Genomic DNA, 18,461 nt, shown 5'->3' on the forward strand with positions numbered 1-18,461 from the left:
GGCCGGAGTACCGGCCGGTGGGGGTGACGATCCGCCGGCCCGCCGCGGTGAACCGGGCGCCGAAGGCCTCGACGACGCGGTCCTCGTCGCGGGGGCCGGGTCGGTGCGCTTCGTTGCTGTGCGGTCGTCCGCCCGTGGGACGGCATTCTGCCGGTCGCCGCCGACCGGCGGGGCGTGGTCAGCCGATGACGATCATTCCGGCGAGGAGGACGGCCAGGCAGACCAGGCCGGTGACCCGCTGCCGCCGGTTCCAGTGGCTCCATCCCAGGCTGCTGGACGGCGTCCTGCTCCTGACCCATCCGAGCCCCGCCAGTCCTGCCGTGAACAGGACCCACCCAGCGGTCGAGCGCATCGTCGTCCCCCGTCTGCCGCCGGTCCCCGCCCGCGGCGCCGCCGATCGTCCCACGGGTGGGACGCGCGCACCACGGCGATTCCCCCGGCGGCCGGGGGTCAGGCGTCGTCGGGGGAGAGGTGCGGGATGTCGGCGCGGAAGAGGCTGACCAGGAGTCCGTAGGCCTCGCCGTGCGGGGTGCCGTCGGCGGAGTACGGCTCGGTGGAGTAGGGCTCGGTGGCGTGCGCCCGGACGCGTCCGGTGAGGGCGCGGGCCTCGTCCGGGGTGAGCCAGAGGTGGCGGAGCACGGTGTGGGTGGTGTCGCCCTGGTCGGGCAGCATCTCGGAGAGGGCGGCGTTGATCAGGAACTCGGGGCCGATCGCGGCGTCCTCGTGCAGGCGGAAGCCCCGGCCGACCAGGCCGAAGTACTGCTCGGTGCCGCCACGCACCTGCCGGGTCTCCGCGAGCCGGACGAGTCCGGCCTCCTGGAGCACCCGGACGTGGTAGCCGACGGTGCCCTTGGCGAGCCCCATCGCCGTGGACAGCTGCCGCAGGGTGGCCGGCCGCTGCCGCAGCACGTTGACCATCCGGTGGCGCACCGGATGCCCGAGCGCCTTGAACTGGGCGGGCGATTGCAGCACGAGGGGCTCGTCCCCGGTGGCGTCCATGCGGAAAGTGTCCAACTTTCTCAACGCTTTGACAAACGGGCCGACGGGCCGTCAGACTCCACTCGAAAGCGTTCGGATTTCTCGACACTTGATGGTCCGTCCGCCAGTCCGCCCGCCTGCCACCCCGTCTTCGGAGGAACCGTGCCCCTCTCCACCGCACAGGTCGTCACCGACCGCCCCCAGCACCACCTGGAGCAGATCGTCAAGGAGCTCCGCCACTCCGCCGCCGCCGCACACCTCACCCCGGACGGCCGGGCCACGGCCGATCTCGGCACCGGCCGCTGCGTCCTGACCTTCGAGGGCGACCACCTGGCCCTCACCGCCACCGCGGCGGACGCCGAGGCGCTGGCCGCCGTGCAGCAGACCGTCGGCGAAGCCGTGCAGCGCGCGGCCGCCGATGTCCCCGCCGTCGCCTGGAGCGACCGGTTCCCCGGGGACACCGTCGAGCCCACCCACCCGGTCACCGCCGACTACGTCCTCGACCACTGCACGCCCGCCGACGGCCTGCTGCAGGACCTGGTCGCCGAGACCCGCGCCGCCACCGGCGGAGCGTCCCGCATGCAGGTCTCCCACGACGAGGGCGCCCTGCTCACCATGCTGACCCGGCTGGTCGGCGCCCGGCGGGCCGTGGAGGTGGGCGTGTTCACCGGCTACTCCTCGATCTGCATCGCCCGCGGCCTCGCCGACGGCGGACGGCTGCTCGCCTGCGACGTCAGCGAGGAGTGGACGGCCCTGGCCCGCCGCTACTGGGAGCGCGCCGGTGTCGCCGACCGGATCGACCTGGAGATCGCCCCGGCGCTCGACACCCTGAAGGCGCTGCCCGCCGAAGCCGACATCGACATCGCCTTCGTCGACGCCGACAAGGGCTCGTACCCCGCCTACTACGAGGAGCTCGTGCCCAGGCTGCGCCCCGGCGGGCTGATCGTCCTGGACAACGTCTTCCTCGGCGGGCGCGTCCTCGACCCCGCCTTCACCGAGCCCGCCCACCGGGCGATGCGCGACCTCAACGCCCTGGTCGCGTCCGACCCCCGGGTCGACGCCGTGATGCTCCCGGTCCGCGACGGCGTCACCCTCGCCCGCAAGCGCTGACCACCCCGGGCCGGAGCCGGGCCACGACACGGGCCGACCGGGGCGGACGGGCCGGCGCCGCGTCCGACCGAATGTGCTTGCGCAGCCGTCCCGGGTCGGGACAGGGTGGGCCGACACCCCGACGGAAGCAGCAGAGATGACCGCGCAGAGCACCCACGTCGACCACGAACTCGTCGCGGCCGCGGCCGAGGTCGCCCGCACCCGCTGCCGGGGCGACAACCACACCATGGCGGCTGCGGGCCGAGCCCGGGACGGACGGATCGTCACGGCGGTGAACGCCTATCACTTCACGGGCGGCCCCTGCGCCGAGCTCGTCCTCATCGGTGCGGCTGCGGCCCAGGGCGTCCACGAGCTGGAGACCGTCGTCGCCGTGGGGGACCGCGACCGGGGGATCGTGCCGCCCTGCGGCCGCTGTCGGCAGGTCCTGCTCGACTACTTCCCCGGCATCGAGGTCATCGTCGGCTCGGGCGACCGCGTCCGTGCCGTGCCCGTCGCCGAGCTGCTGCCCGAGACCTACGTCTGGGCCGACCACCGGATCGACGCCGAGTAGGTCAGGGCTCGGGGAGGTCGGTGAGGCCGGCCGGGAAGTCCGGGTGCGAGGACCAGGCGGCGAGGCCTTCGAGGACCACGGCCCAGGCGCGGGCCGCCTCACCGGACTCACCCCGGTCCAGGGCCTCCTCCGTCCGCGTGAGGTGCTCGTCGACCGCGCGGGACCACGTCTCGTACGCCGCGGCGACCTCACCCCTGCCGCTCCACGGCCCCGCCGGCCCGGCCTGCTGCCGGCGCGCGGTGACGAACGCCCGGACGGCGGCCAGTTGTCCGGCGGTCGGAAGGCCCTCGTGCGTACTCATGCCCGGTCCTCGGTGGCGGTGGCGGCCACCCGGCCCGCTGCAGCTCCTCGACGGGACGGCGCCGTGATCTCCGGCTGCCCAAGCTACCCCGGCGGCGCTACGGACGCGATCCCGGGCGCTGCCCGCGCGCCACGACCTGTCCGGGGCCGCCGGTCCCTTGCGGCGCGCGCCCGCCGGGCCGTCCGGTCAGGGCAGGGGCTCGCCGCGGGCCGTCAGCCACAGGTCGTACCACTCCTCGTGGGTGAGCTCCGGCTCGCGGACGGCCGCATCGCGGCAGGCGCGGATGCGGTCCGGGTTCGCGGTGCCGACGACCGGGGCGATCCGCGCCGGATGCCGCTGCAGCCACCACAGCACGACCGTCTCCGGCGTGGTGCCCTTCGCCTCCGCCAGCTCGGCGACCAGCCGGGCCGTCCGGTGCTCCCGTTCCGACTGCTGACGGCCGGTGAAGCGGCCCTGCGCGAGGGCGCCCCAGGCCTGCAGCCGGACGCCGTTGCGGCGGCAGTGCTCGACCGTGCCGAACGGGAACCCGTTGCCCGCGGCCGCGGCCGTGTTGACCAGCACACCGGCCTCCAGCCAGTCCCGCTGCGCCAGACTCATCTCCACCTGGTTCGCCACCAGCGGCAGGTCCAGGTGCGCCTGCAGGTCCTCGATCTGCGCGGCGCCCATGTTGGAGACGCCGAACGCCCGCACCAGGCCCTGCCGGTGCAGGGACGTCAGGGCGTCGGCGATGTCGGCCGGATCCGCCAACGGGTCGGGACGGTGCAGCAGCAGGACGTCGAGGACGTCGGTGCGCAGCCGGGTCAGGCTCTCCTCGGCCCGGCGGACGATGCTGCTGCCGCGCAGGTCGTAGATGCCGGGCCGGTCGCCCTCGGAGAGGCGGATCCCGCACTTGGTCTGCAGGGTGATCCGCTCGCGCAGGCCCGGCGCCCGGGCGAGCACCTCGCCGAAGACCGCCTCCGCCTTGCCGCGCCGGTAGATGTCCGCGTGGTCGAACACCGTGATCCCGGCGTCCAGCGCCGCCTCGACCGCGGCCTCCGCCGCCGCGACGTCCGCCGGGCCGTACCCCTCGGAGTCCCAGTCACCGCCCAGGCCCATGCAGCCGTACAGCAGGCGTTCCCCGTCCGGGCGCGTCGTCGTCATGCGGCCACCCTAGGCGCTCGCTCGCGGACTCCCCGCCGGTGGGTGCGGTGGCGGCGGCGAAAACCCGGTCCCCGTGCCGGGCGCGGGGCCGTAGGCTCGGCGCATGGCTGATCATGATCACGTTGAACGGGCCGGAGCCGCGGGGCCCGTGACGGCCGAGGACCTCGCCGAGGGTGTGCGGCTCGTCGTCGCCCTGCTGCGCCGGCCCGCTGCGCTCGCCGCGGACTGGGGGCGGCCCGCCGGCAGTCTGGAGTGGAGCTGCTGGGAGACGGCCGAGCACCTGGCCGACGACCTGTTCTCCTACGCGGCCCAGCTCGGCCCGCAGTCGCCCCCGGCCGACACCCACGTGCCGTTCGTCTGGCGCCGGGAAGCCCCGGGCAAACCCGCGAACGCGATCTTCGCCGAGCGGGCCGGCGGGCCGGAGGGCGTGGTCCAGGTGCTGGAGGCCTGCGGGGCGCTGCACGTGGCGATGGTGCGGACGGCGCCGCCGCAGGCCCGCGCCTTCCACGTGTTCGGGACGACGGACCCCGAGGGCTCCGCGGCCATGGGCCTGGTCGAACTGTTCGCGCACGCCGAGGACCTGGCGCTCGGCCTCGGGCTCGACTGGCAGGCCCCCGCCGACGTCTGCGCCCGCGTCCTGCCCCGGCTGTTCCCCGGGGCCCCGACCGGCACCGACCCCTGGCCGACCCTGCTGTGGGCGACCGGCCGCGGCGACCTCCCGGGACGGCAGCGGCTCACCCGATGGCAGTGGGACAGCACACCGCGGTCCTGACCGGAGGGCACCCGCTCGCTGTGGGGTCAGCGGCCGGCCGCCGGCCCGCCGGTGCGTCGGCGGTCCGGCCGCTACGCCTCGGTGCGGGCCCGCAGGGCGTCGGCGAACCAGCTGAGGACGGGGGCCAGGGCGGGCGGGACGGGCCAGCCGTTGATCACGGCCAGCAGGTGCCAGTACCGCTCGGTGCGGGGATCGCCGGCGATCTCCAGACGGGTCAGCAGCCAGCGCCGCAGCCCGGCGTCGTCGGGACGGCCGAAGGTCCGCGCGTAGCGGGCGGTGAGTGCGTCGACCACGGTCGCCGCCCCGGCCGAGCGCGGCGCGGTCCCGGCGGCGAGTGCCCGGCCGACGGCGTCGCGGACGGCCTCGGTGAGGTCGTGGTGCAGGCCGGTGGTGTCGCCGAGGGCCCGCTCGGCCGCCTGGTACTCCGCCATGCGGCGGACCGAGGCGCGGAAGTCTGCGTCCCGGGCGAGTCCGGCGAGTTCGATCCAGGCCTCGACCTGCTCGGGTTCGGGGTCGTCGGGCAGCTCCGGCAGTGCGGAGCGGAGCATCTCGACGAATTCGGCGTTGGCGTCCAGGCCTCCGAAGGCCGCGTCGACGAACTCGTCGATCAGGTTCCGGCGTTCGGCGTCGGACAGGGTGGCGAGCTTGTGCATGAAGTCCGTCTCCTCCAGGGTCGAGCCCTTCTTGGCCACCGCGCGGAGCACCGCCCGGCGCAGCCGGAGGGTGCGGATCTGCACCTCCAGGGCGTCGGCGTGCGCGGCCGCGACCTCGGACACCGAGACCTCCCGGTCCAGCACCCGCCGGATCGCGGCGAGGTCCAGTCCCAGGTCGCGCAGGGTGCGCGCCAGGTCGAGGCGCGCGAGCGCACCGAGGTCGTAGAGCCGGTAGCCGGCCGGGCTGCGGTCCGTCGGCGGCACGATCCCGGCATCGGACCAGAACCGAACCGTCTTGACCGTCAACCCGGTCCGCCGGGCCAGGGCCCCGATCGTCAAGAGCGTGTCGCCGTCCATGCCCCCACTCTGACGTCTCCCCCCACGGGAGACTCAAGTCCGCCGTCCCGGCGGCTCCTTCCCGCCCGCGCCAGGGTCGTGAACCGTCGGGCTCCCGATCCGCGCGGCGGGACAGGGGGGGGAGCGGACCGTGCAGATGACGGCTTTCGACGCGTACGAGCGCCGGACGTGGGCGGGCCGCGCAGCGGCCTTCGCGGGGAGCGTCGCGGAGCTGTGTGCCCGTCCCGTCCCGCAGTTGCTCGACGCGGCGGGTGTCGCGGCAGGGGACCGCGTGCTCGACGTGGGGACGGGGCCGGGCACCGCGGCCGCGGCGGCCTGCGAGCGGGGTGCGAGGGTGACCGCGGTGGACGCCGAGCCCGGCATGGTGGCGCTGGCCGCCCGGAACGTGCCCCGGGCCGAGGTCCTGACGGCCGTTCTGCCGGAGCTGCCCTTCGCGGACGGCGGGTTCGACGCCGTGGGTCGGCAACTTCGTGCTCAACCACGTGGGCCGTCCCGGGCGGGCGCTGGCGGAACTCCGCCGGGTGGCCCGCCCCGGCGGGCGGATCGCCCTGACGGTGTGGGCCCACCCGGCCCCCGCGGGCCAGTCGCTGCTCGGCCGCGCCGTCGCGGCGGCGGGTGTGGTCGGGCCCCCGTACCTGCCGCCGCCGCCCGGCGAGGACGAACTCCCGCACGGCCCCGACGGACTCGTCCGGCTGCTCACCTCGGCCGGACCGCGCGGGGCGAGGTGCGACACGCTGCACTGGCGGCACCGCACCGGCGCCGAGGAGTGGTGGAGCGGCCCGGCCGCCGGGGTGGGCTTCGTCGGCCAGGTGCTGCTCGGCCAGGACGAGCCGACCCGGGAGCGGGTCAGGCACCACTTCGACACCCTCTCCCGGGAGTTCCTCTCGCTGCCCCGTACCGCCCTCCTGCTGAGCGCCCACCGCTGACCCGGGGGCAGGCCGCCGGTGCCGGCCGGGGGTCAGGCGTGGTGGTGGAGGACGGCGTCCTTGAGGTTCCGGTTCTCGGGTGGGAGGGGCTCGGTGCGGGAGAGCCGGACGGCGGTGCCGCGGGCGAGGTCGAAGGCGGCCACGGGGTCGGGCCGGTCCGTCCAGGGGGCGGCGCCGCACCAGCGTCCGACCAGCCGGAACTGCTCCAGGGCGGCGGCGTGCAGACCCGCCTTGGTCAGGTGGTCGGCGAGCAGGTGGCGCACGGGGGGCAGGCGGGGATCGTCCGCCGGGACGGTCGCGAGGGCCGCCGCAACGGCCTTGAGCCGCCGCCTGGCGGCCAGCGTGCGGGGGAGCGCCCGCAGACCGCTGTGGGTCTCGAGTTCGGAGAGCGCGTGGACGTAGACGCCGGCCAGCGGGCTGCCGGCGGGGGCCTTGTCCATGGCACGGCGGGCGAAGGCCATCATCTTCCGGTTGCTGCCGTACCACTTGGCGCACCAGTACTGCATGGCCTGCCAGTGCCCCTCGTAGTGGTACGGGGCGCGTTCGACCAGCCCGTCCCAGAGCGGTCCGAACCGGTCCGGCGTGTACTGGGCGCCGCGTGCCGCGAGCACCATGACCACCCACGGGCCGGGGTTCTCCGGCGCGAGCCGCGCGGCCCGCTGCGCCGCGCCGATCGCGGCCGGCAGCAGCTCCCGGAACTTGGTCATCCGCTCGGCCGGGACCTGGTGCGCGTAGCCGCTGCCGCGGATCGCCCACGCCCGCTGCACCATGTGCTTGGCCTCCAGGGTGGCGGCGTCGCAGTCGTCCGGGGCGGCGGCCCGCCAGGCGGTCAGCCAGCCGTCGTCCTGTTCGGCGATCTCGGCGAGCAGCTCCAGCCTGGACCAGTGTTCGTCCCAGTCCTCGCCCGCCGCCGCCACGAACGCGGCGGCGGGCCGCCAGTCGCCCGTCCAGGCGGCCTCGCACATCGAGCGGACGGTGGCGCCGCGGTCCGCCGGCGCCGGCGGACCGGCCCGGCGCGGGTCGAGCAGGGCGCGCGGCACCAACCCGTACGCGGCGGGATCGAAGGTGGTGCGCGCCCATGCGGCGGCCTTGGACGTGCGGTAGGGACCCCGGAGCCAGGTGACGAAGTACGTCCCGGCGATGACCATCAGCAGGAGACTCACGGCCGAGGATCCTTGCAGGTCGTGAGTGGTACGGGCAATGGGGATGCGGCCACGTTCACGAGGCCTTCGCGGGGCCCGCGGGACGGCACCGGCCCGGCTGCCGGGGGAGCCGGCACACGCGGGTCGGACACCTCCCGCGAGGCGGCGGCGCACGGCCGCAACGCCCGCTCCCGACAAGCAGGATGACGATGGACCGGGCCGTCCGTGACGGAGCGCGACGGGCCGCCAGCGGGCCACCGGCGGCAGACCCGGCGCGACGCCGTGATTGCGGCGCGGACCGGCTGAGCAGGCTCAGGTGAGGCCGGCCGGCCGTCGCCGACGGCCACCCGCTGTGCGGCGTGCCCGAACCGGCCTGCCGCACCCGACCCGGAGGACGCCCGTGCCGCTTCCCGCGGAACCCCTGCGCAAGCTCGGCTTCCTGACCATCGGCCTGTTCGACGAGCACGACCCCGGCCGCGGCCACGAGTCCACCCTGCAGCTCGTCGAACTCGGCGAACGGCTCGGCCTCGACAGCGCCTGGCTGCGCCACCGGCACCTGCAGTTCGGCATCTCCTCCCCGGTCGCGGTGCTGGCCGCCGCCTCGCAGCGGACGAGCCGCATCGAGCTCGGCACCGCGGTCGTCCCGCTCGGCTGGGAGAACCCGCTGCGGCTGGCGGAGGACCTCGCGACCGTCGACGTCCTCTCCGGGGGCCGCCTCAACCCGGGGGTCAGCGTCGGTCCGCCGATGCACTTCGAGCGGGTCCGCGAGGCCCTGTACCCCGACACCGCCGAGGCCGAGGACTTCGGGTTCGCCCGGGTGCGCCGCCTGCTCGACCTGGTCGGCGGCAAGCCGGCCGGTGACTTCCGCGGGACGGAGGGCATCGAGGCGTTCTCCGACCGGGTCCAGCCGTACGCGCCCGGTCTGGCCGACCGCATGTGGTACGGCGCCGGCAGCCTGGGCTCCGCCCGGCAGGCCGCCGAGCACGGGATGAACCTGCTGGTCAGCAGCGTGGTGAAGGCCGAGGAGGGCGAGGACTTCGGCGCCGTCCAGCTCTCGCACGTGCGGGCGTTCCGCGAGCGCCACCCCGACGGCGCCCGCGCCCGGGTCTCGCAGGGCCTGGTGGTGATCCCCACCGACAGCGCCACCCCGGCGCAGCGGGCGAAGTACCGCGAGTACGCCCGCGCCCGGCTGCCGCGGACGGCGGCCCCGCAGGGCCCGGCCCGGCTGCTCTTCGCGCCCGACCTGGTCGGCAGCTCGCAGGAGATCGCGGAACGGCTGTACGCGCACCCCGCCTTCCGCGAGGTCGACGAGGTCGCCTTCGCACTGCCCTTCACCTTCGGGCCGGAGGACTACGTGCAGATCCTCACCGACATCGCCACCGCCCTCGGCCCGGCCCTGGGCTGGCGTCCCGCCACCGACTGACCTCCCCCGCCCGCCCGATCGCCGCCCGGCCCGCGCCGGGGGGACGCCGCTCAGCCCGCCGGCAGCCGGACGGGTGCCGAGGTCGGGCCCTCGCGTCCCGCCCGGTCGGTGCAGCTGACGGCGTACCAGGGGCCGGTGGCGGCGGACGGCGGCCGGTACCTGCGGACGGTGAGCGCGGGCAGCAGCGCCACCAGCCGGGCGGGGTCGGCCGGCGGACGCGGACCCGGGTCCTCGGCGTACCCGTAGACGGCGAACCGGAAGGCGTGCGGGCGGCCCGAGCGCGGCGGCGGGGTGATCTGCAGGTCCCGCCGGTCCGGGGAGGGGTGCAGGGCCGGTGCCGCGGGCGGCGCGGTGCCGGCGAGCCGCGGCAGCAGGGGCACCAGGGCGGGGCGCGACCAGTGGTCGGCGGCGAGCCTGCGGATCGCGCCGATCCGGTCGGTGCGGGCGGACCGGGCGCTGAAGAAGACGTCCCCGCCGATCGAGCCGACGGCCTCGTTGAGCGCGAGGTGGCGGGAGAGCTCCGCCGGGTCCTGCCAGGGCGCGGGCCGCCCCGGGGCACCGGGCCGGGAGGCGGACTGGCCGATCCACACCTGGGTGTCGGTGCCCGCCGCCTGTGCGGCCCACCAGCGTGCCAGGACGGCGTAGTCGGCGATCTCGAAGCCGATGTGCCAGTACAGCTGCGGGGCGATGTAGTCGACCCAGCCCTTGCGCACCCAGCCGCGGGAGTCGCAGAACTGCGCGTCGTAGGACTGCAGGGCGGTGGTCGCGGACCCGGCCGGGTCGGTGGACCGGTTGCGCCAGACGCCGAACGGACTGATCCCGTACACGGCGTCCGGCCGGGCCGCCCGCACCCGGTCGCGCAGCTGCCGGACGGTCAGGTCGATGTTGTCGCGGCGCCAGGCGGCCCGGTCGGTGAAGCCGCGGGCCTCGGCGGCGAAGCTCCGGTCGTCGGGGAAGCCGCGGCCGTCGGGCGCCGGGTAGGGGTAGAAGTAGTCGTCGATGTGCACGCCGTCCACCTCGTACCGGGTGACGGCGTCCATCACGGCGTCCAGGACGAACGCCCGCACCTCGGCGAGACCGGGGTCGTAGTACAGCTCGCCGTCGTAGGCGAGGGCCCAGTGCGGATTGCGGCGGGCCGGGTGGTCGGCGACCAGCCGGCCGGGATCGGCGTGGATCGCGACCCGGAACGGGTTGAACCAGGCGTGGAAGGCGAGGCCGCGCTCGTGCGCCGCACGGACCGCGAAGGCCAGCGGGTCCCATCCCGGGTCCTGGCCCTGGACACCCGTCAACCACTGCGACCAGGGCTCCAACCGGGACGGCCAGAGGGCGTCGGCGGTCGGACGGACCTGGACGAACACCGCGTTGAACCCGGTCGCCACCGCCGAGTCGAGCAGCGCCTCGAAGTCCGCCCGTATCTGCTCGGCTCCGAGCCGCCGCCGGTCCGGCCAGTCGGTGTGGTTCAGGCAGGCGATCCACAGGCCGCGCATCTGCCGCTTCACCGGGTGCGGCGCGACCGCCGGCGCCGGCAGCGTCCCGGGCGGATCCTCCTCCGGGCGCCCCGGCACCGGCCCCGGTGCCGGGGGAGCGGCGGCACCCGTGCAGACCGCCGCTGCCAGCGCGGCCAGCGCGGCCAGGACCTCCCGGCGCCCGGGCCGCCGATGGGCCGCCGTCATCCGGTGCCGCCCGGCGGCAGGGACGGGCCCGCCGGTGTCCTCGCAGCGGCGGCCGGGGCGCAGCGGATGCGGTGCAAGGGGGCTCCTCCTCGGTCGGGACGACCGTCCCCCGGGCGGAGCCGCCGCGCCGGGTGACCGTCCCGCCGCGTCCCCCGAACGGGAGTCCGGATGCGGCCGAATGCCGGGCAGCGGGCCGCCGCCGTGCCCCGGTGTCAGCGGGTCGGGACCGGACCCGTCGACCCCCTGACGATCAGTTCGGTGGCCGGTTCGACGTGCAGCGCTTCGACGGTGTGGCCCTCCATCAGCCGCATCAGGAGACCGACGGCCAGTCCGCCGAGCTCCTCCAGCGGCTGGCGGACGGTGGTGAGCATCGGCGCCGTGCTCAGGGTCAGGTACAGGTCCGGCCGGTACCTGCAGCTGGACCTCGGCCAGCCGACCCGCTTCGACCGGGTCGCCGTCGACAGCGGCGACAAGCCGGGTGACTGCGCCCGGGCCTGGGAGCTGTCGGTCAGCGAGGACGGCACGACCTGGCACCGGGTCGGCTCCGGCACCGGGACGGGCCAGCTCACCACGGTCGACGTCCGCGGGACCCGCGCCCGCTACCTGCGGGTGACCGGTACGGGCAGCGCCCCCAGCTGGTGGAGCGTGGCGGACGTCCGCCTCTACCGCTGACGGCCCTGCCCGAACCCCGGGGCGGAACAGCGGTGCGGCGGCACGGTCCTGGACCGTGCCGCCGCACCGGAGCCGCCGGGGTCAGGCGACGCTTACCGCGCTCCAGGCCGCCGCGACCGCGTTGTACTCGGTGCTGCCGGCGCCGTACAGGTCCTTGGCCGCGTTCAGGGACGCGGTGCGCGCGCCCTTGTAGTCGGTGGTGGACGTCATGTAGACGGTCAGCGCCCGGTACCAGATCCTGGCGACCTTCTGGTTGCCGATGCCGGTGACCGTGGAGCCGTTGCAGGTGGGGCTGTTGTAGGTGATGCCGTTGATCGTCCGGCTGCCGCTGCCCTCACTGGCGAGGAAGAACCAGTGGTTGCCCACGCCCGAGGAGTTGTGCACGTCCAGCTGGCCGACCTTCTTGCTCCAGCAGTCGGCCGAACGGCCGTCCAGCGAGGGCTTGTCGAAGCGGCGCAGCCACGGCGGGGTCGACTGGTCGCTGAACAGGTAGTCGGGGGTGTCGATGCTGTTGTTGGCGTACCACTCGACCATGGTGCCGAAGATGTCGCTGGTCGACTCGTTGAGGCCGCCGGACTCGCCGCTGTAGCGGAGGTTGGCGGTCGCGCTGGTGACGCCGTGGGTCATCTCGTGGCCCATGGTGTCGAGGTCGACCTGCTCCGGGTCGGTGGTGCCGTCGCCGTCGCCGGTCATCATGCAGAAGCAGCTGTCGGACCACTGGGCGTTGTCCCACTTGGTGCCGACGTGCACGAAGACGGTGGCGCCCTTGCCGTCGTTCTTGATGCCGTTCCGGCCGAAGGTGTTCTTGTAGTAGTCGTACGTCCAGGCGGTGTTGGCGTGGGCGTCGACGGCGGCGGTGGCGCGGTCGGTGGAGAACTTCCGGCCGTCGCCCCAGATGTCGTCGGCGTCGGTGTAGAGCGTGCCGGAGCCGGCGTTCAGGCTGCTCGCCGAGACGTTGCGGGCGTCCTTGGTGACGGTACCGCGGGTCGGGTCGACCAGCGCGTACAGGCCGTTGGACTGCAGCGTGGTGTCGACGGTGACGGTGCCGGTGTACTCCGAGCGGCCGGTGCCGGAGGCCTCGTGCTCGGCGTCGAACTGCTCGATCTCGGCACCGGTGGTGGCGTCGGTGACGACGACCCGGCCGGAGGGCTGGCCCTGCTTGCCGAGGCCGCTCACCGTGGTCTGCCAGGCGAGCCGGGCGGTGCCGTCGGCGGCCCAGACGACCAGCTGGGGCTGGGAGGTGGCGGACGAGATGCCGGGTGCGGCGGCCAGCGCCTTCGCGGCGATCGCCTGCGCGGGGACGCTCGGGACGGTGCTCCGGACGGCGGGGCTGTGGCCCTTGGCGCGGGTCGAGTCCTTGAGCCGTCCGCGGGCGTCCTGGTGCACCACCAGGTCGCCGCCGATCACCGGCAGGCCCTGGTAGGTGCGGTCGAAGCGGACGTGCTGGGTGCCGTCGGGGTCGATCACGACGTCCTTGACCAGGAGGTCCTGGCCGGCGCCGAAGCCGAACTGTCCGGCGTTGCGGGCGACGTTGGCCCTGGCCGCGGCGATCGCGCTGCCGTGGCCGGGGACGGCGGATGCGGTGGAGACCTGGACGCCTGCGGCGACGAGTGCGGCGGTTGCCGCCAGGGCGCCGGCCGTGAGGGTACGCCGGCGTGAAGAGGAGGTGGGGCCCACTCTGTACTCCAGTCGGTAGCTGTGGGGGTGCCGACTGAGAGCGTGGCCGTGAACAGACAAACACTTCTACGAAACAGTATGGAATTTGACCATTCCGTAGCCGAAGATGTGATGAATTCCGATCGAATCCGATCGAAATGAACAGGTGTCAGGGCATGCAGAAGGGGCGCGTGGGATGTCCCACGCGCCCCTGGTCCGTTCGTGCCTAGCTGAGCGTCCGCAGCGCCGAGGCGTCGAAGGCCTTCAGCTCGTCGTGGCGGCCCTGAAGGACCTTCAGGGCCCAGTCCGGGTCCTGGAGGAGGGCGCGGCCGACGGCGACCATGTCGAACTCGTCGCGCTCCAGGCGGTCCAGCAGGTCGTCGATGCCCTGCACGGGGGAGCCCTCGCCGGCGAAGCCGCGGATGAAGTCGCCGTCCAGGCCGACCGAGCCGACCGTGATGGTGGGCCGGCCGGTGAGCTTCTTCGTCCAGCCCGCCAGGTTGAGGTCGGAGCCGTCGAACTCGGGCAGCCAGTAGCGGCGGGTGGAGGCGTGGAAGGCGTCGACGCCGGCGGCGGCCAGCGGCGCCAGGATCGCCTCCAGCTCGGCCGGGCTCTCCGCGAGCCGGGCGCTGTACGCCTCCTGCTTCCACTGCGAGTAGCGGAAGATCACCGGGAACTCCGCGGAGACGCGCTCGCGCACCGCCGCCACGATCTCGGCCGCGAACTTCGTGCGGGCCACCGGGTCGCCGCCGTAGGCGTCGGTGCGCCGGTTGGTCCCCGCCCACAGGAACTGGTCGAGCAGGTAGCCGTGGGCGCCGTGCAGCTCGACGCCGTCGAAGCCGATCCGCTCGGCCGCCGCGGCGGCGTCGGCGAAGGCGCCGATCACGTCGTCCAGGTCGGCGCGGGTCATCGCCCGGCCGGTGCCCTCGGTGCCGTCGATGCGCAGGCCCGACGGACCGACGGCGGGGGCGTCGGCGTACGGCGGCTCGCCCTGCTTGCGGACCATGCCGATGTGCCACAGCTGCGGCACGATCGTGCCGCCCTCGGCGTGCACCGCCGCGGCGACCTCCGCCCAGCCGGCGAGCTGCTCCTCGCCGTGGAAGCGCGGCACGCGGTCGCTCTGCCCGGCCGAGTCGTGGCCGACGTACGTCCCCTCGGTGACGATCAGGCCGACGCCGGCGGCGGCCCGGCGGGAGTAGTACGACCGGACGTCCTCACCGGGCACGCCGCCCGGGGAGAACATCCGGGTCATGGGGGCCATGGCGATGCGGTTCGGGACGGTCAGCCCGTTCAGCGTGACGGGGCGGGACAGCAGGTCGGCCGCGCGGTTGGCGGTCGATGCGGTGGCGGTCATGGGTGTGTTCCTCGCAGGCACCGGACGACGACGTATGTACGTGCATGTACTGGTGTCTGCCAACGGCGCCCGACGCGGCCGCATTCCGCCGACCCGCCGGCGGTCGGGTGATCCCGGTCACAGCCCGGCCGGCCGTGCCCGGGGCCGCCCGGTCCTCAGGCCGCGCAGCGTCCGCGCGGCAGTTCGACGACCTCGGCGCCGGTGCTGTGCAGGAACCCGGTCACCGACCTCGCGGTGGGCCCGTCCAGGGAGAACGCCCACGGGCCGGGGACGAGCACCGTGTCCACGTCGCCGGCCGCGGCCAGGGCGAGCAGGCTGCGCAGCCCGGCCCTTTCGAGGCAGGACGATCCGACCGTGTCGATCAGGACGCGCGGCCGGGCCAGTCCGAGCGTGCCCGCATGGTCCTGGAGGGCGTGCAGCTGGGTGAGCATCTCCCAGCGGTCGTACGGATAGCAGCGCAGGTAGATCGCCGCGCGGGTGCGGGCGGGGCTGAGGGTCATCGTCGTCCCTTCGGCAATGGGCTGCCCGCCCTCCCGCGCTGCGCGGTGCGCCCCGGGGAGTCCGGGGCCGCTGCGCGTCGGTGTGGGGCGGGGGCGGCCGTGTACTGCCGAAGGGGGCGCGGGGGTGGTGCGCGTCGCCCCGCGGGAGGTGGGTCACCGCGGCCGAGACATCCAGAGTGACCCACTGTGTCCTTATTTGTCTAGACCTACTCGGCGGTGTTACCGGGGCGTCGGCACGTCCGAGGGTGCCGGACCCGTCCCGACCTGCGCACGGGCCGGGCGCGGTCGGCCTGCGGACGGGTCGGACGGTACTACGCGGCGTGCCGGCGGGGTGCGGGGTGGAGCCTTCGGGGGCGCCGGATGCGGGGCCGGTCCGGAGGCGTCCTCGGGCGGCGGCGGTCCCCGGGCGCCGGGTGAGCCGGGGGCGCAGCGCGAGCAGGAGTGCGGCGAGGGCGGCCCAGAGGGCGAGCGTCACCACCGGGCCCGCGAGGTGGGCGCCGCCGAAGTAACTCAGGTCGCTGATCGCGCGGACGGCCGCACCCGGCGGCAGCAGTGCCGAGACGGCGCGCGCCGCGCCCGGCAGGAGGTCGGCGCCGATGGTGGCCCCGCTGGTGGCGTTGCCGACGGTGAGCAGCACCAGGGTCGCCACCGGCAGGCCGACCGGGCCGAGGTAGGTGCCGAGCAGCTTGGTGGTGAAGGCCGCCGCCGCGGCCAGCAGGGACAGCGTGAACACCAGGGGCAGGACGGGGGCGGGCACCGCCCCGAGGACCGGTCCGGCGATCACCGCGCCGACCGCGCCGATCGCCGCCGAGGTGCCGAGCAGCAGCCAGAACCGGTGGCGCAGACGGAGCAGTCCGGCCAGGCCGAGTGCGTTCGAGCCCAGGACGAATCCGGCCAGGGTCACGCCGAAGGCCATGTAGAAGCCGGCGGTGCCGCGGGCGTCGAAGTAGGCGAGCGGCACCACGTCCACCGTGTCGACCCGGTCGCCCGCGCCCCGGGCGTAGGCGTCGACCAGCCGCGTCACCGCGGTCGTGGTGGACGTCCCGGCCGCTCCCGCGGTCTGCAGGGCGAGCCGGTCGGGCCCGTCGGCGGAGAGCGCGGCCACCACGTCGCCGTGCTCCACCGCACTGCGTCCGGCCGCGGCGTCCGGGACGGCGTGCACCTCGACGCTGTCGCCGAGCGCCCGGCCCACCCGGTCCGGCAGGGCGGATCCGGTGACGGCGATCGGCACCCGGTGGGGCTGCGGATCGCGCTGCAGGCCCACGTAGGAGGTGATGAAGGCCGCGGCGACGACCAGGGCGATCACCACCGGCTGGAGCCAGGCCCGCAGCGGCGCGCGGCGGGGTGCGGGGGTGGGGGCGGTGTCCATGGCGAGACCTTCGGGTGGGGCGTCGGTGCTCCGCGTCTCGGCGGAGCCCCGCTGGTATTTACGAGCATATGCTCCTATTGGGGGAGCGGCAAGGCGGTCCTCGCCTGTGCGAGCACATGCTCCTATCCTGGAGGGGAGCCCTGGAGGAGACCATGACACCTGCGCCGGCGAACCCCGCCCCCGCGTGCAACAACCTCGCCCTCCGCAAGGCCGCGCGGTACCTCGGGGCCACCTACGACAAGGCCCTCGCCGCGGCCGGACTCCGGGCCACGCAGTTCAGCATCCTGCAGGTGCTCGACGCGCACGGCGAGACCACGATCACCAGCCTCGCCGAGACGATCGCCATGGACCGCACCACCCTGGCCTCGAACCTCAAGCCGCTGGCCCGCGAGGGCCTGGTGGCGGTCGAGCCCTCGCCGGCCGACCGCCGGGCGCGGATCGCCGCGATCACGGACGACGGCCGGGCCCGGCTCGCCACCGCGGTGCCGCTCTGGCGGGAGGTCCAGTCGAAGTTCGAGGAGGCCTTCGGCGCCGGCGAGGCCGCCGCGCTGCGCACCTCGCTGGACGCCGTCCTCGGCACGGGCTTCGAGCCCTGGGCCGAGTAGCGGACGGCGTCCGCGCGGGTGCCCTCCGGCGCGGACGGCCGGCGGCCGTCAGGCGGACTCGGTGGGCAGGCCGGCCGCCACCCAGTCCTGGATGCCCTCGCGGTACTTGCGGACGTCGGTGTAGCCGAGTGCGGTGAGCCGGTCCGCGACCTGCCCGCTGTTCGGGCAGGCCTCGTTGGAGCAGTAGGTGACGACGGCGGCGTCGAGGTCGGGGAGCAGGCCCGGGGCGAGCGCGTCCACCTCGGCCCGCACCAGCGGGACGGCGCCGGGCAGGTGCTGCGCGGCGTAGTACTCGCCGCCGAGCGTGTCGAGGACGGTGACGGTGCCGGCCTCGATCGCGGCCGCCAGGTCGTCCCGGGTGATGAGTTCGGTCATGTCGTACCTCCACGGGGAGTCGGATGCGGACTATAGTCCGGTTATGGCTTCCGACATTAACGGACCGCAGTCCGGTTCTGCAATCCCCCCGCACCCCGGCGACGCGCCCGCCCGCCCGGTGGACCTCGAACTGCTCCGCACCCCGCCGCCGGTCGAACGCGCCGACGCCGCCCGGAACAGGGCCGCCGTCCTGCAGGCCGCGGCCCGGCTGTTCGCCGAGCACGGCGCGGAAGCCGTCTCCATGGACCAGGTCGCCGCCGCGGCGGGCGTCGGCAAGGGCACGCTCTTCCGCCGCTTCGGCGACCGGTCCGGACTCGCCGCGGCCCTGCTCGACGCCCGCGAGCGCGACCTCCAGGAGGCGATCCTGCGCGGGCCCGCACCGCTCGGCCCCGGCCCCGGCGACGGTCCCGACCCGGACCCCGCCGACCGGCTCACCGCCTTCACCGACGCCTACCTCGACCACCTGCTGGCCCACCTCGACCTGGTGCGGATGTCCGAGACCGCCGCCCGCGGCGCCCGCTACCGCATCGGCGCCTACCGCTTCTGGCACCGCCACGCCTCGGTCCTGCTCGCCGGACGCTCCGAGGACCCGGACCACGACGCCCACGCGCTGCTCGCCCCGCTCGCGGCCGAGCACGTCGCCGCACTGCTGCCCGAACTCGGCGAGCAGCGGATCCGGGCCGGCGTCCGACGGCTCGCCGCCCGGCTGGCAGCACCCCCGGCCGCCTGACCGCCCGGCCTCCGCCTCCTCCGCCGCCTCCGCCGCCCCGGCGTGGTTGCCCCGGGCTCCCACTGCCGGGCCCGCCGGGGGAGACGACAATGGAACGAGGTCCGGCCGGGCGGTCCGGCACCGTCGTCCGCCGCCGTGACGGCCGTTCTCGTCACGGCCGTCGTCGCCACGACTG

At 75.2% G+C, this 18,461-nt stretch carries 19 protein-coding genes and 2 pseudogenes; 9 read left to right on the forward strand and 12 right to left on the reverse strand.

Features of this window, described 5'->3' with window-relative positions; translation table 11 throughout:
- Positions 1 to 178 precede the first annotated feature (178 nt).
- Both IE98_RS48960 and IE98_RS0108810 read right to left on the reverse strand, forming a co-directional pair.
- Positions 179 to 352: a hypothetical protein gene (locus IE98_RS48960; protein WP_159400859.1), complete on the reverse strand. Its 174-nt coding sequence runs from the start codon at positions 350 to 352 to the stop codon at positions 179 to 181.
- Between the two features lie 98 nt (positions 353 to 450).
- Positions 451 to 999: an ArsR/SmtB family transcription factor gene (locus tag IE98_RS0108810; protein ID WP_052390302.1), complete on the reverse strand. Its 549-nt coding sequence runs from the start codon at positions 997 to 999 to the stop codon at positions 451 to 453.
- On the opposite strand from IE98_RS0108810, the pseudogene IE98_RS52520 reads away from it, so the two are divergent.
- The 3 genes and pseudogenes from IE98_RS52520 to IE98_RS0108820 form a co-directional block, all read left to right on the forward strand.
- Positions 934 to 1,404: pseudogene (locus IE98_RS52520) on the forward strand (DUF2218 domain-containing protein); the annotation flags it as partial. The gene IE98_RS0108810 and the pseudogene IE98_RS52520 overlap by 66 nt on opposite strands.
- Complete coding sequence (locus tag IE98_RS50640; RefSeq protein ID WP_052390325.1) at positions 1,378 to 2,088, forward strand: class I SAM-dependent methyltransferase; 711 nt, start codon at positions 1,378 to 1,380, stop codon at positions 2,086 to 2,088. The pseudogene IE98_RS52520 and the gene IE98_RS50640, both read left to right, overlap by 27 nt.
- A 136-nt stretch (positions 2,089 to 2,224) precedes the next feature.
- Complete coding sequence (locus IE98_RS0108820; RefSeq protein WP_030266931.1) at positions 2,225 to 2,638, forward strand: cytidine deaminase family protein; 414 nt, start codon at positions 2,225 to 2,227, stop codon at positions 2,636 to 2,638.
- 1 nt (position 2,639) lies between these two features.
- Here IE98_RS0108820 and IE98_RS0108825 read toward each other — a convergent pair whose 3' ends face one another.
- Both IE98_RS0108825 and IE98_RS0108830 read right to left on the reverse strand, forming a co-directional pair.
- Positions 2,640 to 2,939 (reverse strand): hypothetical protein, encoded by a 300-nt coding sequence (locus IE98_RS0108825; protein WP_030266934.1) that lies wholly within the window; start codon positions 2,937 to 2,939, stop codon positions 2,640 to 2,642.
- Positions 2,940 to 3,125: 186 nt separating this feature from the next.
- Positions 3,126 to 4,079: an aldo/keto reductase gene (locus tag IE98_RS0108830; protein ID WP_030266937.1), complete on the reverse strand. Its 954-nt coding sequence runs from the start codon at positions 4,077 to 4,079 to the stop codon at positions 3,126 to 3,128.
- Positions 4,080 to 4,182: 103 nt separating this feature from the next.
- Here IE98_RS0108830 and IE98_RS0108835 point away from each other — a divergent pair, with 103 nt between their 5' ends.
- Positions 4,183 to 4,851: a hypothetical protein gene (locus tag IE98_RS0108835; RefSeq protein WP_052390303.1), complete on the forward strand. Its 669-nt coding sequence runs from the start codon at positions 4,183 to 4,185 to the stop codon at positions 4,849 to 4,851.
- A 71-nt stretch (positions 4,852 to 4,922) separates the two neighbouring features.
- On the opposite strand, the gene IE98_RS0108840 is transcribed toward IE98_RS0108835, so the two are convergent.
- Positions 4,923 to 5,861 (reverse strand): MerR family transcriptional regulator, encoded by a 939-nt coding sequence (locus IE98_RS0108840; protein ID WP_030266942.1) that lies wholly within the window; start codon positions 5,859 to 5,861, stop codon positions 4,923 to 4,925.
- A 136-nt stretch (positions 5,862 to 5,997) separates the two neighbouring features.
- Here IE98_RS0108840 and IE98_RS52525 point away from each other — a divergent pair.
- A pseudogene (locus IE98_RS52525) lies at positions 5,998 to 6,787 on the forward strand (class I SAM-dependent methyltransferase).
- Between the two features lie 32 nt (positions 6,788 to 6,819).
- Here IE98_RS52525 and IE98_RS0108850 read toward each other — a convergent pair.
- Complete coding sequence (locus IE98_RS0108850) at positions 6,820 to 7,950, reverse strand: hypothetical protein (protein ID WP_052390304.1); 1,131 nt, start codon at positions 7,948 to 7,950, stop codon at positions 6,820 to 6,822.
- A gap of 379 nt (positions 7,951 to 8,329) precedes the next feature.
- On the opposite strand from IE98_RS0108850, the gene IE98_RS0108855 reads away from it, so the two are divergent.
- Positions 8,330 to 9,352 (forward strand): LLM class flavin-dependent oxidoreductase, encoded by a 1,023-nt coding sequence (locus tag IE98_RS0108855; RefSeq protein ID WP_030266948.1) that lies wholly within the window; start codon positions 8,330 to 8,332, stop codon positions 9,350 to 9,352.
- Positions 9,353 to 9,402: 50 nt separating this feature from the next.
- Here the strand turns inward: IE98_RS0108855 and IE98_RS0108860 are convergent, their stop codons facing one another.
- Complete coding sequence (locus IE98_RS0108860; RefSeq protein WP_052390305.1) at positions 9,403 to 11,025, reverse strand: glycoside hydrolase family 10 protein; 1,623 nt, start codon at positions 11,023 to 11,025, stop codon at positions 9,403 to 9,405.
- Positions 11,026 to 11,237: 212 nt separating this feature from the next.
- Positions 11,238 to 11,396 (reverse strand): substrate-binding domain-containing protein, encoded by a 159-nt coding sequence (locus IE98_RS46080; protein WP_078660864.1) that lies wholly within the window; start codon positions 11,394 to 11,396, stop codon positions 11,238 to 11,240.
- 7 nt (positions 11,397 to 11,403) lie between these two features.
- On the opposite strand from IE98_RS46080, the gene IE98_RS0108870 reads away from it, so the two are divergent.
- Complete coding sequence (locus IE98_RS0108870; protein ID WP_030266955.1) at positions 11,404 to 11,697, forward strand: discoidin domain-containing protein; 294 nt, start codon at positions 11,404 to 11,406, stop codon at positions 11,695 to 11,697.
- Positions 11,698 to 11,778: 81 nt separating this feature from the next.
- On the opposite strand, the gene IE98_RS0108875 is transcribed toward IE98_RS0108870, so the two are convergent.
- The 3 genes from IE98_RS0108875 to IE98_RS48965 all read right to left on the reverse strand — a co-directional run bounded on the left by IE98_RS0108875 (position 11,779) and on the right by IE98_RS48965 (position 16,576).
- A complete protein-coding gene (locus tag IE98_RS0108875; protein ID WP_030266958.1) occupies positions 11,779 to 13,374 on the reverse strand; it encodes a M4 family metallopeptidase in 1,596 nt (531 codons plus the stop codon).
- A gap of 205 nt (positions 13,375 to 13,579) precedes the next feature.
- Complete coding sequence (locus tag IE98_RS0108880) at positions 13,580 to 14,707, reverse strand: NADH:flavin oxidoreductase (protein ID WP_030266961.1); 1,128 nt, start codon at positions 14,705 to 14,707, stop codon at positions 13,580 to 13,582.
- 117 nt (positions 14,708 to 14,824) lie between these two features.
- On the reverse strand, positions 14,825 to 16,576 hold the full coding sequence (locus IE98_RS48965; protein ID WP_078660866.1) for a hypothetical protein: 1,752 nt from the start codon (positions 16,574 to 16,576) through the stop codon (positions 14,825 to 14,827).
- 152 nt (positions 16,577 to 16,728) lie between these two features.
- Here IE98_RS48965 and IE98_RS0108895 point away from each other — a divergent pair, with 152 nt between their 5' ends.
- A complete protein-coding gene (locus IE98_RS0108895) occupies positions 16,729 to 17,181 on the forward strand; it encodes a MarR family winged helix-turn-helix transcriptional regulator (protein WP_030266968.1) in 453 nt (150 codons plus the stop codon).
- 48 nt (positions 17,182 to 17,229) lie between these two features.
- On the opposite strand, the gene IE98_RS0108900 is transcribed toward IE98_RS0108895, so the two are convergent.
- Positions 17,230 to 17,556: a rhodanese-like domain-containing protein gene (locus IE98_RS0108900; protein WP_030266970.1), complete on the reverse strand. Its 327-nt coding sequence runs from the start codon at positions 17,554 to 17,556 to the stop codon at positions 17,230 to 17,232.
- Positions 17,557 to 17,599: 43 nt separating this feature from the next.
- Between IE98_RS0108900 and IE98_RS0108905 the strand changes: the two genes are divergently transcribed.
- On the forward strand, positions 17,600 to 18,286 hold the full coding sequence (locus IE98_RS0108905; RefSeq protein ID WP_030266973.1) for a TetR/AcrR family transcriptional regulator: 687 nt from the start codon (positions 17,600 to 17,602) through the stop codon (positions 18,284 to 18,286).
- The last annotated feature ends 175 nt before the right edge of the window (positions 18,287 to 18,461 follow it).

This window comes from Streptomyces sp. NRRL B-24484 (genome assembly GCF_000717715.1).
Classification (GTDB): domain Bacteria; phylum Actinomycetota; class Actinomycetes; order Streptomycetales; family Streptomycetaceae; genus Kitasatospora.

Excerpts from the sequence above, each read along its gene's own strand:
- IE98_RS0108825 (WP_030266934.1), bottom strand. The coding sequence starts at position 2,939 with ATGAGTACGCACGAGGGCCTTCCGACCGCCGGACAACTGGCCGCCGTC.
- IE98_RS0108905 (WP_030266973.1), top strand. The coding sequence starts at position 17,600 with ATGGCTTCCGACATTAACGGACCGCAGTCCGGTTCTGCAATCCCCCCG.
- IE98_RS0108900 (WP_030266970.1), bottom strand. The coding sequence starts at position 17,556 with ATGACCGAACTCATCACCCGGGACGACCTGGCGGCCGCGATCGAGGCC.
- IE98_RS0108860 (WP_052390305.1), bottom strand. The coding sequence starts at position 11,025 with ATGACGGCGGCCCATCGGCGGCCCGGGCGCCGGGAGGTCCTGGCCGCG.
- IE98_RS0108810 (WP_052390302.1), bottom strand. The coding sequence starts at position 999 with ATGGACGCCACCGGGGACGAGCCCCTCGTGCTGCAATCGCCCGCCCAG.
- IE98_RS48960 (WP_159400859.1), bottom strand. The coding sequence starts at position 352 with ATGCGCTCGACCGCTGGGTGGGTCCTGTTCACGGCAGGACTGGCGGGG.
- IE98_RS0108835 (WP_052390303.1), top strand. The coding sequence starts at position 4,183 with ATGGCTGATCATGATCACGTTGAACGGGCCGGAGCCGCGGGGCCCGTG.
- IE98_RS0108880 (WP_030266961.1), bottom strand. The coding sequence starts at position 14,707 with ATGACCGCCACCGCATCGACCGCCAACCGCGCGGCCGACCTGCTGTCC.
- IE98_RS48965 (WP_078660866.1), bottom strand. The coding sequence starts at position 16,576 with ATGGACACCGCCCCCACCCCCGCACCCCGCCGCGCGCCGCTGCGGGCC.
- IE98_RS0108895 (WP_030266968.1), top strand. The coding sequence starts at position 16,729 with ATGACACCTGCGCCGGCGAACCCCGCCCCCGCGTGCAACAACCTCGCC.
- IE98_RS46080 (WP_078660864.1), bottom strand. The coding sequence starts at position 11,396 with ATGCTCACCACCGTCCGCCAGCCGCTGGAGGAGCTCGGCGGACTGGCC.
- IE98_RS0108830 (WP_030266937.1), bottom strand. The coding sequence starts at position 4,079 with ATGACGACGACGCGCCCGGACGGGGAACGCCTGCTGTACGGCTGCATG.
- IE98_RS0108840 (WP_030266942.1), bottom strand. The coding sequence starts at position 5,861 with ATGGACGGCGACACGCTCTTGACGATCGGGGCCCTGGCCCGGCGGACC.
- IE98_RS0108820 (WP_030266931.1), top strand. The coding sequence starts at position 2,225 with ATGACCGCGCAGAGCACCCACGTCGACCACGAACTCGTCGCGGCCGCG.